This window comes from uncultured Corynebacterium sp. (genome assembly GCF_946998835.1).
In the GTDB taxonomy this organism is placed as follows: domain Bacteria; phylum Actinomycetota; class Actinomycetes; order Mycobacteriales; family Mycobacteriaceae; genus Corynebacterium.
Genome location: NZ_CAMQAZ010000007.1, coordinates 26,889 through 40,792 on the forward strand (window position 1 = coordinate 26,889; position 13,904 = coordinate 40,792).

The following is a 13,904-nucleotide window of genomic DNA, read 5'->3' on the forward strand; positions in this document are numbered from 1 at the left end:
CTTAAGGAGTTCCGAGTGATTGCACAAACCCGTTCCATCGTCGTCGCCGCAATGGTTGTGACTGACCCGGTGGGGCGGGTTTTGTGCGTCCGCAAGCGGGGTACGGACACGTTCATGCTGCCCGGCGGCAAGTTCGAGCCGGGCGAATCCGTCGATGCCCCGGAGGTCACTGCCGCCCGTGAGGTCTCCGAGGAGCTCGGCGTGGACATTGATCTGTCGCTGTTGCGACCGTGGAACGTCGCCCGTGCCGCCGCCGCCAACGAGGCGGGTTTCGAGGTCGTCGGCCATCATGTGCGCTATGTCGGCGAGTTCACCGACGAATTGGCGAATGTTCAGCCGCACGCCGAAATCGAGGAGGTTCGCTGGCTCGACCCCTGGCTGCCGACCGGAAAAATCGCTCCGATGCTGGCTGAAACCACGCTGCCGAAACTCCGTGAAGAGCTTACCGAGCTCGCCGCCCGTCGTGAACAGCCACAGCGCACACTGTCATCGCTGACCGTCTTCTGTGGCTCTGGTTTCGGCAACGACCCCGCTTGGCGCGTCACCGCCGAACACCTGGGCCAGACACTCGCGGAAAATCGGGTGGAGCTCGTCTACGGTGGCGCGGCGATCGGTCTTATGGGCACGGTTGCTAACGCGTCGCTTGACGACGGCGGCAGCGTCACCGGTGTCATCCCGGAGGTCCTGGTCAAGAAGGAAATTTCCCATCCGCGGCTGACTCACCTGGAAACTGTCGCGACGATGGCCGACCGAAAGTCGCGGATGTATGAGCTCGGGGATGCTTTTGTTGCACTCCCCGGAGGTGCGGGCACACTGGAGGAATTCTTCGAAGTGTGGACCCAGCAGCACCTGGGGATTCACTCCAAGCCGGTGGCACTTTTGGGGCCCGCGGGCTTCTGGGAGCCGCTGTTGGCGCTACTTCGCAGTGTTGTGGATGCGGGCTTTGTGCGGCCTGAGCTTCTCGATGCGCTTATTGTCGTCGACGACGTCGACAAGCTCCTGCCTGCGTTGATTCAGTGGCGTGCGGGGCGGACGAAGTTTTAGCCCGCCCCCCACAACGCGCTAGTGCGCAACTAGTGCGCAGCAGCCAGCTGCTGCAGCTCTGCTTCGGTGCCGTTGAAGACATCCTCATCGACGACGGTTGGAATGCCGTCGATGCGGCCGGTGGAGGAACGCTGCCAGAAGGTCATGCTCTTCCAGCCGCCCGGAAGCGAGGTCGGGGCATTGTTTTCGTATGCGGCCAGCCAGAGCGGGTAGTCGGTGAAGTCGGTGGAGTTACCCATCGGGTTCTGCCAGAACCAGCGGTAGGTGTAAATCATTGGGGTTTCGCCGGTCTTTTCCTCGACGCGCTCGAGGAAATCCTTGGTCCACTTCTGCAGTTGGGCCGGGTTGAGACCGTTGTCCAACTCGATGTCCAGAACCGGCGGCAGGGTTTTATCCGTGGAGACCTGCTCGTCGCGCTGCTGCAGTGCTTCCACATACTGGTCGGCCTGCGCAATCGCGGAGCGATCCGGGTGAGCCTTGTGGTAACTGCCCACGTACAGGCCGGCCTTCGCTGCTGCGATGGAGTCCTCAAGGAAGTATTTCTGGTGTCCCTCGACGCCGTCAGTGGCCTTGATGAAAGCGAACTTCTGGCCGCTGGCTGCAACCTTTTCCCAGTTCAGCGCGACGCCACCTGGACGCTGCCACTTGGAGACGTCCACGCCGTTCGGCCCCATGTAGAAACCGGTGCGCGCTGCTACCGACGAGCTCTCGGAGGATTGGGCCTCAGAGGATTGAGACTCAGAGCTGGGCACCCAGCCAATCGAGGATTCAGTGGACGGGCTGGAGTAGGAGGATCCATCCTGTGGTTGCGCTGCTGCCGGCGTAACAACACCCAAGGTGAGCGGGGCAACGGCCACGATGCCTGCCAGAGCAGCGAGACCCCGACGTCGCTTCGGCACCGCAGTCGCGGAAAGTGGAAGAAATTTCATGGTTTGCACCTTACCCCCGAAATCACTTCAGTCCCATTTGTAAGACTAAATACATTCCACCCCTCCAGTTACAGTCTCAATCCGGCCTTGCCCCTAGACTGGCGGCATGACAAATAGCACTAATACGGAACCCCAGTCCGCAACGTCCCCATCCTCAACGACGCCTCGCCCGCAGGATGACCTCTACTTGGCCACCAACGGCCAGTGGATTAGCAATCACGTCATTCCGGCTGACCGCCCTATCGATGGCGCTTTTTACAAGCTGAGGGATGAGGCCGAGGAAAACGTCCGCGAGCTCATCACCACTGCCGCCGACGCAGATCCGAATTCCCGCGTCGCTCGCTTGTACAACTCTTTTATGGACGAAGCCGCTATTAATGACGCCGGCGCTGCTCCGCTCGCGCAGGATTTAGAATTGATTGCCTCCGCCGAGAACGCGCATGAGCTGGCGTTGGCACTCGGCCGCCTCGACCGCCTTGGTGTCGGCGGCGCGCTCGGGTACTGGGTGGAGAAGGATTCCGGCTCGGATCTGGATGCTCTCTACCTGCTGCAGTCGGGCCTCGGTCTCCCGGATGAGGCTTACTACCGCGAGTCTGGTCACGCCGACACGCTTGCCGCCTATGAGCAGCATGTTGCCACTATGTTGAAGCTCCTCTCCTCGCGTGACGACGGCACGGGGGACCTCTCCACCGCCCTTTCTGCATTCGAGTTGGTGGACCCGGCCGCTGCGGCGGCGCGCATCGTGGCTTTTGAAAAGCGCATTGCCGCTGGTCACTGGAATGTGGTCGATACTCGCGACGCGCTGAAGACCTATAACAAGACAGCTATTGCAGACCTCCCCACCGGCTTCCCGGTCGCGGAATGGCTCGCGGCTACCGGCGTGAATGAGACGAACCAGACTGCCATCGACACCATCGTGGTGATGATGCCGTCGTACTTCGAGCACTTGAGCAAGCTGTGGCAGGACACTGACCTGGCAGATCTGCGCCTGTGGGCGCTGTGGCGCGTTCTCCACCAGCGTGCTGCCTACCTGTCGGATGACTTCTCTGCGGAGAATTTCAACTTCTATGGCCGCACCCTGCAGGGTTCGACCGAGCAGCGTGCACGCTGGAAGCGTGGAGTTGCCTTTGCGGACGGGGCGGTTGGACATGACGTCGGCAAGCTGTATGTGGAAAAGCACTTCCCGCCGGAGTACAAGGAACAGGTCCTGGAACTGGTGGACTACCTGCTGGCGGCATACCGAGAGCGTATTTCGAAGCTGCCGTGGATGACGAAGGCGACGCAGGAACGGGCGCTGGAGAAGCTGTCGTTGTTTAAGGCCAAAATTGGCTACCCGGAGCGCTGGCGTGATTACTCGGCGATGGAGCTCGGGGATTCGTTGATGGACAATGCCCGTGCTGCCAGCGCTTTTGCGCACGATTATGAGGTCGCAAAGCTGGGCACGCCGGCCAATCGCGATGAGTGGCATGGCACTCCGCAGACGGTCAATGCGTTCTACAATCCGGTGGTCAATGACATCACTTTCCCAGCTGCGATTTTGCAGTCGCCGTTCTTCTCGCCGGATGCTTCCCCGGCGGAGAACTTCGGCGGCATCGGCGCGGTTATTGGTCACGAGATTGGGCATGGTTTCGATGACCAGGGCTCACAGTATGACGGCCACGGCAACCTCCACCAGTGGTGGACCGATGAGGATCGCGCAGCGTTTGAGAAGCTGACCTCCGCACTGGTGGATCAGTACGAGGGGCTGGTGCCGCAGGCTCTGCGCGAGCAGGCTGAGGAGCGCGAAGAGCGCAAGAAGGACGCTGACCTGCCCGGTGTCAATGGCCGCTTCACCCTGGGCGAGAACATCGGTGACTTGGGTGGCCTCGGCATTGCCGTCGTCGCTTTCCGACGGTTCCTCGCTGCCCGCGGTGACGAACTCGGCCTGGAGGACACCCCGGAGACCTACCGTGACCTGTTCAAGCAGTGGGCGCTGGTCTGGCGTTCTAAGATTCGTCCGGAGTTCGCGCGCCAGCTGCTTGCGATTGACCCGCACTCACCGGCGGAGTTCCGCTGCAACGTCATTGCCAGCAATATCGATGAGTTCCACGAGGCCTTCGGTACCTCGGCGGGCGATGGCATGTGGCGGGAGCCGAGTGAGCGCGTGAATATCTGGTAGCGCTCCTAGGAAACCCAACGTCTCACCGTTTACTACAAATGCAAAAGCTCACTTTTTGTTTTTGCAAACGTGGAACTAAAATCACAGGTGAGGCGCACACTTTCCCGATGCCGCAGTCGGGCAGAGCCAGAGTCGGGCAGGAGTCCCATCAACCGGGTCTTCTTTCGTCAGTGCGCTTGCTCAGTGCACTCGATGGAGGAAGCCGCCGTGGACAATCGCGACATTCAAGCCCTCACCGCTGTCAAACTCTATTACGGCGAGGGGCTCACGCAGTCTCAGGTTGCGGAAGAGCTCGGAGTTTCCCGCCCAACGGTCTCTAAGCTGCTCAATCTCGGCCGCGAACGCGGATATGTGCGCATTGAAATCCACGATCCGCGCGAAGAAGCCTCAGAGACCGCCACACAGATGCGGGATCGTTACAAGCTCAACGATGTCCGCTTGGCGCAACCGGCACGCGCTGGCAATGCCGTGCTGCTCCGCGAGCTGGGGCGTGTGGGCGCCGAGCTTCTCGACGAGCTGGTGGTAGACGGTACCCTTCTCGGTGTTTCGTGGGGAAAGACCATGTACTCCGTATCCACGCAGCTGAAGCCCAAGGATGTCTCGGGCGTGGAAATTGTGCAGCTCAAGGGTGGCATGAGTCATTCCGATAAGTCCACGAATGATATCCGCACGATTGGCGCTTTCTGCCATGCCTTCCACGCCTACGCCCGTACGCTGCCGCTACCGGTGATTTTCGATTCGGTTGAGACGAAGCGCATCGTGGAACAAGATCGGTTCATCGCCAGCGTGTTGGCGCTCGGTCGGACGGTAGACATTGCAGTTTTCACTGTCGGTGCCGTTGACCAGGATTCGCTGGCCTTGAATTTGGGGCAGTTGTCGGAAGTCGAAAAGGAATTGCTTGTCGAGCGCGCAGTAGGCGATGCCTGTTCGCGGTTCTATCGCCCTGACGGCGGTATCGCCCTGCCTGAGGTCGATGCCCGCACGGTGGGAATCAGTCTTACGGATCTACGCCGGATTCCAACGCGTGTACTCATCGCCGGTGGCGCGCACAAGGCCGAGGCCATCGATGTGGCACTCCGAACGAACTTGGCTACTCACCTGGTCATCGATGACGCGACCGCAGAACGGCTGCTTGCGCTGGAGTCACCGGCTGCACCGGCTGCACCAGGCTCGCCAGACTCCCCTGATAGCTCCACCCCTCTTACTGCCACGGAATAACCGTCCCGGGACGCATCAGTACAAAGGACTGACACCCGGGCCCGAGAAGCGTCTTTGTCCTCTTCGACCGTTAGACTTAAGCGAGCCTGCATGTCAGTGCATATTCCGCACACGTACCGCAGCCGCTGCCCGGTCGGAGAGGACAATTCTTTAGGTGTCACCAGCACAGCAGATTAAGCACACGCTCCAGGCCTACGAGTCTGCGGACGCATCGTTTGCTCAGTCCGCGAAGAAGTTGCCGCCCGTGGGGTGGAAAGGGGCTCTTTACGCCCTCAAGCGTGCGGGTATCGAATTTTTCTTGGAGCTCGGTTTCGACGCGGCCGCGAAGTTGACCTACTACACGGTGCTGACCTTCGCACCGGCGCTGTTGGCGATTTACTCGATTGCCACACTGATGTTGGCCGGTTATACCGACGATCTCAACCGTCTGACTGAGGACTTCATCACCAGCTATGTCCCGGCTGAGTATGCCGATACAATCCGCAATGTCATTTCTACGATTATCGGCTCCGCCACCGGCGGTCTTGTCGCACTGACTATCGGTATTGTCCTTGCTCTGATTTCCTCGTCGGCGTATACGCGCGCTTTTTCGCGCACGGCTAATTCCATCTATGGCGTATCGGAAGGCCGCACACTGGTTCGTTACCACCTGCTTATGATCGCCATTACGCTGTTACTGCTAATTGGCACGGTGGTGCTGCTCATTTCGATCATTGTCAATGACCAGCTGGTTATCACCATCGTGGAGCCGATTGCCAGGCCCTTAGGTATTGAGTCAACCACGCGCCAGATTATTGATTTCTCCATCTCCGTCTGGAGCTGGGTACGGTGGCCCGTCATTATCTTGATGTCGATGATTCTGATTGGCTCACTGTACTACTTCACGCCGAACGTGCGGATGCGCAAATTCCGCTGGTTGAGCGCCGGTTCGGCACTGGCGATTATCAGCTCGCTGATTATTGGCAAAGCGCTGCAGCTGTACCTGTTTAACTTTGCGGCTTCGAACCCTTACGGCGCCATGGGTGCGGTTATCGCGCTGATGACCGCACTCTGGAGCATTAATGTGGTCGTGGTCTTCGGCTTCAAACTGGATGCTGAAATTGAGCGGATGCGCCAACTGCGCGCAGGCCTGCCCGCGGAGCGATACATCCTGCTGCCACCTCGGGCTATCGCGGCTGCTGAGGGCGAGCAGAAGATCCACCAGAACCTAGAAAACCAGGCGGCCGAGTTCCGAACTGAGGAACCCGACAGCCTGGATACACTGCCCGCAGAAGCGACCGATGAGCTTTCCTCGCAGCCTACTGCTGAGACCGACCCTCCTACCGATCCCTTCAAGAAGATTGACTAGCAGGGCCGTTACGTGGGGTTAAGTACCTAACCGCACGGCGTCTAGCTACAGCGCAATCACGCCCACAATCGCAGCGTTGAGCAGGTTGGTGCACAGACCCGCAATCAGCGCCAGCGGACCATTCTTGGCAATCTCACCGCGACGCTCCGGCGACAGCGCGCCGAAGGAACCAATCTGAATCGCAATCGACGACAGGTTGGCGAAGCCAGCCAGAGCGAAGGTTGCCAGCATGATGGACTTCGGATCCAGCGAATCGACATGCTCAGAGAACGAGGTGTAACCGACGAACTCGTTCAGAATCGTCTTCTCACCGATGAAGCTACCGACCAGCCCTGCGTTCTCCCATGGCACACCAATCAGCCAGGCAATCGGCGCGAAGATCAGACCAAACAGCCCCTCCAGTGACCAGTTGTCCTGACCGAACCAACCGCCAATGCCACCAATCATCGCCGACAGCATCGCAATGACAGCGATAAACGCAATCAGCAGACAGGCCACGACCACAGCGATCCGGCCACCGGCCAGCGCACCCGATCCGAGCGCATCAATGACATTCTTCGACTCGGTATCGCGGACATCCTTCACCGACGCATCCAGGTCGGATTCTTCGGTCTCCGGCCAGAAGGTCTTCGCAATCAGCAGAGAGCCCGGCGCGTTCATCACCGATGCCGCCAGCAGGTACTCCAGCGGCGCGCCGAGCAGGGAGTAACCAATCAACGTCGATCCGGCCACCGACGCAAAACCGCCCGACATACATGCGAATAGCTCCGACTTGGTCAGTTTCGGAATATACGGCTTGACGACGAGCGGAGCCTCCGACTGCCCGAGGAAAATCACCGTGGAAGCGAAGACGGACTCCACCTTCGATGTCCCCATAATGAACTTCAGCGCGGAACCGACATATTCGACGAAGTACTGCACTACCCGCAGGTAGTAGAGGGCACCGAGGACGGCGCCCAGGAAGATAATCACTGGCAACACGTTGAGCACGAAGACGAAGTTCTTACCCGTGCCGTCGAAAAGATTACCGAAGACAAATGAGGTGCCCTCATTTGTAAAGTCGATCATCTTCTCAATGGCACCGGCCACACTCTTCAGCGCCTGGAAGCCAGGTTCCCACTTCAGCACTACCAGCGCGAATACCGCTTGCAGCAGCAAGCCAACGCCGAGTGTGCGCCAGTTAATGGCCTTCTTGTTCTTTGAGATAGCAATGGCAAATCCGATGATGAGGATGATGCCCAGTAAGCCTTGCAATCTATCCATGGCTTAGGTCTTCTTTCTGATAAAAGAGGCTGTGGTGACGGTGCCTACAGGTCTTCGGGACCAAAGGCGTAGGGGAGAATTTTTTCGAAGTCAATGCTGATCGGAGCGCCCAAGCCGGCACCTGCAGGACGCTCGGACTCCACTATGACGCGCTTGCACCCGAACTCGTGCAGGGCCTGCCGGCAGGCACCGCATGGATGGCAGGGGGCCGCCTTTCGCCCGACAATGGCGCAGGCCGCAATCGTGTGGTTGCCACCGCGCTCCGCGACCATGCGGAACACCGCTGTGCGCTCTGCGCAGTTGGTCAACCCATAGGACGCATTTTCCACGTTGCAGCCGGTGACCACCGTGCCGTCGTCAAGCAAAAGTGCGGCACCGACGGGAAAACCTGAATAGGGGACATACGAGTTTTCCGTGGCAGCGTAGGCCTTGGCCAGCAGTTCTTCGTCTGAGATGTGGGACATTGTGCCCTCCCTCCCCGAGACTATTCGAGGTGTTTTATGCAAACATAATTATGTAGGTACAAATGGAAAGTTAGCTATTGACATTTGTTCTACAGCTGATGATAATCGGAATCAGCAGAGTTCACAAGACCAATATCGCTAAGCACAATCGCTAATAAAAGGAGCGAACAATGGCTGAAAAGTTCGATGTAGTTGACGTCATCAGAGTAAAGCGAGATGGCGGTGAACTCAGCCCGGAAGAGATCGCTTGGGTCATCGATGCCTACACTCGTGGTGTCGTGGGCGATGAGCAGATGGCGGCGCTGAACATGGCCATATTCATCCGCGGTATGAACCGCCGGGAGATTGTGGATTGGACGCAGGCGATGATTGACTCGGGCGAGACCATGAGTTTCGCATCGCTGAGCAAGCCCACCACGGACAAGCACTCCACCGGCGGTGTCGGCGACAAAATCACGCTGCCACTGGGCCCACTGGTGTCCTCCTACGGCGTGGCTGTCCCACAGCTGTCCGGCCGCGGCCTCGGTCACACTGGCGGCACCCTGGACAAGCTGGAGTCGATCCCGGGCTGGCAGGCAGATGTTTCAAATGACCGGTTGATGCAGATTCTGGAGGATTCCGGCGCTGTCGTCGCAGCAGCCGGGGCGGGCCTGGCACCTGCGGATAAGAAGATTTACGCGCTGCGTGACATCACCTCTACGGTGGACTGCATTCCGCTGATCGCCTCGTCGATCATGTCCAAGAAGATTGCGGAAGGCACCTCCAGCCTGGTGTTGGATGTCAAGGTCGGTTCGGGCGCGTTCATGAAGGACCTGGATCAGGCCCGTGAGCTGGCTCGCACCATGGTTGACTTGGGCAATGACGCGGGCGTGAACACCCGCGCGCTGCTCACCGACATGTCTACACCGCTGGGCCTGACCATCGGCAATGCCCTCGAAGTCCGCGAGTCGGTGGAGGTTCTCGCCGGCGGCGGCCCCGCAGACGTCGTGGAGCTGACCTGCGAGCTGGCCCGAAACATGCTGGAGCTGGCTGGTGTGCACGACGCCGACGTGGCGCAGGCTCTGAAGGACGGCCGCGCTATGGATTCGTGGAAGAAGATGATCCGCGCTCAGGGCGGCGACCCGGATGCCGCGCTGCCGGTGGCACCTCACACGCACGACGTGGTTGCGCAGGCCGACGGTTACCTGACCAAGTTGGATGCGCTGGCACTCGGCGTTGGTTCCTGGCGCTTGGGCGCGGGACGTGCCCGCAAGGACGATCCGGTGCAGGCCACGGCTGGTATTGAGATCTTCGCTAAGCCGGGCGACAAGGTGGTCAAGGGCCAGAAGCTGCTGACGCTGCACACTGAAACTCCGGATAAGTTCGAGCGCGCCCTAGAGTCCATCGAGCCGGGCATTGAAATCGGCGACAATGCGCCGACTGGCGAGCGTGAGATTATCCTCGATCGCGTGTCCTAAAAAAATTACTGGCGGGCCCCGGGGCTCCCCCTCGAATTCACCTCGAGCCCGCCGCCTATTTCCGCTACTCCCCCTTTAGTTTTTCTCTCAAACCTCCGAAAGGACTTGATTTCCCCCATGACTTCCCGCGCTGATGTTGCCAAGATGATTGACCACACCCTGCTCAAGCCAGAGGCCACCCCGGACCAGGTCAGGGCTCTTATCGACGAAGCCGCGAAGCTTGGCACCTACTCCATCTGCATCTCCCCCTCGCAGCTGCCGGTCGAGGTCCCGGAGGGTCTGCACGTCGCCACTGTCGTCGGCTTCCCCTCCGGTGCGGTGAAGGCCGAGGTCAAGGCCACCGAGGCCGCCCGCGCTGTAGTCGATGGCGCTGAAGAAATCGACATGGTCATCAACATCGCTTTGGCCAAGGAACATCGCTTCGACGACCTCGAGGCCGAAATCAAGACTGTTCGCGATTCCATTCCGGGCAAGATCCTGAAGGTCATCATCGAATCCGCCGCTCTGACTGATGAGGAAATCATCGCCGCCTGTAAGGCTTCCGAGGCCGCAGGCGCAGACTTCGTCAAGACCTCCACAGGCTTCCACCCGGCCGGCGGAGCTTCCGCTCACGCGGTGAAGCTCATGCGCGAAACTGTAGGCGACCGCCTGGGAGTCAAAGCCTCCGGTGGCATCCGCGATGCCGCAGCCGCCGAGGAAATGATCGCCGCCGGCGCCTCCCGCCTGGGCCTTTCCTCCACCGCCGCCGTCCTCGACGGTCTGAAGTAGGCGCACCCCCATGCTCTCCGAACAACTACAAGCCACCATCACCGACTGGATTGCCCACGACCCGGACGAGGCCGCCGCCGCCGAGCTCTCCTCGCTTTACGACGAAGCCAAGGCTACCAACCCCGATGCGATTGCCGAGTTGGAAAGCCGCTTTGCCGGTCCACTCAAATTCGGTACCGCAGGGCTCCGCGGTGTCGTTGCCGCTGGCCAGTCCCGCATGAACCGCGCCACGGTCATCCGTGCCACCGCTGGCCTGGTTGCGCATCTAAAGAACATTGTGGGCGACGACTTCACCGTGGTCATCGGCTGCGATGCCCGCCACGGCTCCGCTGATTTCCACCGCGATGCCGCAGCCGTTGTCGCCGCTGCCGGCGGCAAGGCCCTGGCCCTGCCACAGCAGTTGCCGACTCCGGTGACCGCCTTCGCCGTGCGCCACCTAAACGCGGATGCCGGCATTATGGTCACAGCCAGCCACAATCCACCGAAGGACAATGGCTACAAGGTCTACCTCGGTGGCCGCGCAGTTGAGTCGGACTCCCGCCGCGGTGTCCAGATCATTGCTCCTCATGACAAGCAAATTGCGGAAGCCATCGCCGCTGCCCCACCAGCTGATGAGGTCCCGCGCAACTTCGATGCCGTCGAGCAGGTTGGCCCGGAACTGCTGGATGCCTATGTGAAACGGGCGGCTGCGCTCGCAACGACGTCGTCAAGCGAAGAAAATCAGTCGGCGAAGATTGTCCTCACCCCGATGCATGGTGTCGGCGGCGAAACCATCGTGCGCACACTGAACGCGGCAGGTTTCTCGAATGTCCACGTGGTCGAGAAGCAGTTCGCACCGGATCCGGAGTTCCCGACAGTGTCGTTTCCAAACCCGGAGGAGGCCGGCGCGTTGGATCTTGCGTTTGAGCTGGCGCGTGCCGAAGACGCGGATGTGATCATCGCGGCTGACCCGGATGCGGACCGCTGCTCGGTAGCTATTCCGGACCGCAACGTCGACGGTGGCTGGCGACAGCTCTCCGGCGATGACATCGGCGCATTCCTGGGTGAGGTCATCGGTGCGGATGCCGAGGCCCGCGGGATTGTGACCGTGACCAATGATGAAGGTGCGGAGCTCCCGGCTACGATGGCCAACTCGATTGTGTCTTCGCGCCTGCTGGGCAAAATTGCCGCAGGTCATGGGCTCAATTACCGCGCTACCCTGACCGGCTTCAAGTGGATCGCAGGCGTGGACGGGCTCATCTTCGGCTACGAGGAGGCCATTGGCTACTGCACTGACCCGGCAGTCGTTCGCGACAAGGATGGTGTATCTGCGGCGGTGCGTGTCGCCGATGCCGTGGCGCGGCTGAAGGGCCATGGGCTGGGCATTCAAGACCTGCTGGATGATGTCGCCCGTGCCCACGGCCTCTACAAGACCGCCCCGCTGACCTTCCGCGTTGAGGACCGCTCGCTGATCACCAAGGGCATGGATACCCTGCGCGCCAACCCGCCTGCACAGCTGGCCGGATCGAAGGTCACGCAGGTCACGGACATGAATGACGGCCTAGACATGGTCGATGCCAAGGGCGAGAACTACCACATCCCGCCTACCGACGGCATCCTCATCCTCACCGAGGCCAACGACCGCGTCATTGCCCGACCTTCCGGCACGGAGCCGAAGCTGAAGTGCTACTTGGAGGTCGTGCTGCCGGTGGTTGATGGCGATGGTGGCACTAGTGGGGACACTGGCACCCAGGCCGCGATTCCTCACGCAGCCGCTGCCGAACGTCTCGACCAGATTAAGGCCGAGCTCAAGGGGACTCTGGGGATGTAGCCGCTGGTTGGCCAGGATGCAGCCCTGCGTCTCGGGTCGGCTCATAAGTTACTGACTTCGTTTATGACAAAAAGAAGCCAAAATTAGTGCCCGAACTGTCATAAACGCGCACACTTTCTTGAGGCTCGCCCCGAGGCTTACCACCTCATTTCGGAGCCCAGTCCTTACCAAAATAGACCAAACCACACACGCGCAGACGCTGCAGTCATAGGCTAAGTGCCATGACAACCGACCAGCCTACGCCTCAACCTACGACTGCCCCAGAAGCGGCACCGCGCCGCATCACACTCCTGCCCGGCGATGGCATCGGCCCCGAAATCACCGATGCCTGCCGAGGGCTCATCGCCGACATTTTCCCTCACTGGGAACTAACCGAGGCGCAGATTGGCTGGTCACAGTGGTGCGCTCGTGGCAATCCCGTCCCGCAGGAAACCTGGGAAACTCTTGCGCGCAGCGATGCCGCACTCCTCGCGGCGATTACCTCCAAACCCGCTCGCGAGGCCGAGGAAGAACTAGCGCCGCATCTGCGCGGCACCGGCCTGACCTACCGCTCCCCTGTTCTCCAGCTGCGCCAGCGCCTCGACCTTTTCGCCAACATCCGCCCGGTCACTCTGCCCGGCGCGGCTGCCGACTTCACCATCGTCCGCGAAAACACCGAGGGCCTCTACAGCCACGATTATCTCCTTCCGCCTCACGATGCCCCGGCGGACTCCCCGCACCACCACCTGTGGGCAGAGGTGGCGGAGGACTCGACGGTGGCTCGCGCCGTCGATAAGCGTGTCGACGTTGCGGTTTCTTTGCGCGTGACGACGTCCTTTGCGTGGCACCGCCTTGCGCAAGCGGCGGCCAAGCTGGCTCTCGTACAGCAGGCGGCGCACCCGGATTCGGGGGCCACGCCGACGGTGACGGTGGCGGACAAGCCGAATATCCTGCGGGAGTCTGCGCGTGTGATTCGCGGGGCGATTGAAGAGGTGGCGGAGGAATATCCGCAGGTCACGTTTGATTTTGCCAATGCGGATGCCGTGGCGATGCAGCTGGTGACCGACCCCGCGCGCTTTGATGTCATCATCGCGGAGAACCTTATCGGCGACATCCTCAGTGACATCAGTGCTGGACTGATTGGCGGGTTGGGGCTGGCGGCGTCGGCAAATGTGGGCGACAACTTCGCGGTGTTCGAGCCGGTGCACGGTTCGGCGCCTGACATTGCGGGGCGCGGCGTTGCTAACCCAGCTGCGTTTTTGCTCTCTGCGGCAATGTGCGCGGAGCACCTTGGGGCACCGGCCTCAGAGCTTGCGCCCGCAGCCAAGCTGCGCAAGGCCGTCTACGCCGCGACTCGCACCGCGCCGACGTTGGACCTCGGTGGTACCGCGACAACCAGTGAGTTTGTGACTGCAGTGCGGGCAGAGCTGGGGTTGTAGACATTGACTCAATTAAGAAGCGCAATT

General features: G+C 60.6%; 11 protein-coding genes. 8 read left to right on the forward strand and 3 right to left on the reverse strand.

Annotated features, from left to right (window positions below; translation table 11 throughout):
* The first annotated feature begins 15 nt into the window (after positions 1-15).
* Complete coding sequence (locus tag Q0U90_RS03815) at positions 16-1,044, forward strand: TIGR00730 family Rossman fold protein (protein ID WP_297451874.1); 1,029 nt, start codon at positions 16-18, stop codon at positions 1,042-1,044.
* Between the two features lie 29 nt (positions 1,045-1,073).
* On the opposite strand, the gene Q0U90_RS03820 is transcribed toward Q0U90_RS03815, so the two are convergent.
* The gene (locus tag Q0U90_RS03820) at positions 1,074-1,973 is read right to left on the reverse strand and encodes a glycoside hydrolase family 25 protein (protein ID WP_297451876.1); all 900 of its coding nucleotides are present in this window, start codon (positions 1,971-1,973) and stop codon (positions 1,074-1,076) included.
* Between the two features lie 106 nt (positions 1,974-2,079).
* Here Q0U90_RS03820 and Q0U90_RS03825 point away from each other — a divergent pair, with 106 nt between their 5' ends.
* The 3 genes from Q0U90_RS03825 (at position 2,080) to Q0U90_RS03835 (ending at position 6,697) form a co-directional block, all read left to right on the forward strand.
* Positions 2,080-4,131: a M13-type metalloendopeptidase gene (locus Q0U90_RS03825; protein ID WP_297451879.1), complete on the forward strand. Its 2,052-nt coding sequence runs from the start codon at positions 2,080-2,082 to the stop codon at positions 4,129-4,131.
* A gap of 207 nt (positions 4,132-4,338) precedes the next feature.
* Positions 4,339-5,349 (forward strand): sugar-binding transcriptional regulator, encoded by a 1,011-nt coding sequence (locus Q0U90_RS03830; RefSeq protein ID WP_297451881.1) that lies wholly within the window; start codon positions 4,339-4,341, stop codon positions 5,347-5,349.
* A 154-nt stretch (positions 5,350-5,503) separates the two neighbouring features.
* Entirely contained in the window at positions 5,504-6,697 is a 1,194-nt protein-coding gene (locus tag Q0U90_RS03835) for a YihY/virulence factor BrkB family protein (RefSeq protein ID WP_297451883.1), read from the forward strand.
* A gap of 45 nt (positions 6,698-6,742) precedes the next feature.
* Here the strand turns inward: Q0U90_RS03835 and Q0U90_RS03840 are convergent, their stop codons facing one another.
* Both Q0U90_RS03840 and Q0U90_RS03845 read right to left on the reverse strand, forming a co-directional pair.
* Positions 6,743-7,960: a nucleoside transporter C-terminal domain-containing protein gene (locus Q0U90_RS03840; protein ID WP_297451885.1), complete on the reverse strand. Its 1,218-nt coding sequence runs from the start codon at positions 7,958-7,960 to the stop codon at positions 6,743-6,745.
* Between the two features lie 44 nt (positions 7,961-8,004).
* On the reverse strand, positions 8,005-8,424 hold the full coding sequence (locus tag Q0U90_RS03845; RefSeq protein WP_297451887.1) for a cytidine deaminase: 420 nt from the start codon (positions 8,422-8,424) through the stop codon (positions 8,005-8,007).
* Positions 8,425-8,594: 170 nt separating this feature from the next.
* On the opposite strand from Q0U90_RS03845, the gene Q0U90_RS03850 reads away from it, so the two are divergent.
* From Q0U90_RS03850 to Q0U90_RS03865, 4 genes are all read left to right on the forward strand, one after another.
* On the forward strand, positions 8,595-9,881 hold the full coding sequence (locus tag Q0U90_RS03850) for a thymidine phosphorylase (RefSeq protein WP_297451888.1): 1,287 nt from the start codon (positions 8,595-8,597) through the stop codon (positions 9,879-9,881).
* 117 nt (positions 9,882-9,998) lie between these two features.
* Positions 9,999-10,649: a deoxyribose-phosphate aldolase gene (deoC, locus tag Q0U90_RS03855; RefSeq protein ID WP_297451891.1), complete on the forward strand. Its 651-nt coding sequence runs from the start codon at positions 9,999-10,001 to the stop codon at positions 10,647-10,649.
* 10 nt (positions 10,650-10,659) lie between these two features.
* Entirely contained in the window at positions 10,660-12,459 is a 1,800-nt protein-coding gene (locus tag Q0U90_RS03860) for a phospho-sugar mutase (RefSeq protein ID WP_297451892.1), read from the forward strand.
* Positions 12,460-12,680: 221 nt separating this feature from the next.
* Positions 12,681-13,877: an isocitrate/isopropylmalate family dehydrogenase gene (locus Q0U90_RS03865; RefSeq protein WP_297451894.1), complete on the forward strand. Its 1,197-nt coding sequence runs from the start codon at positions 12,681-12,683 to the stop codon at positions 13,875-13,877.
* The last annotated feature ends 27 nt before the right edge of the window (positions 13,878-13,904 follow it).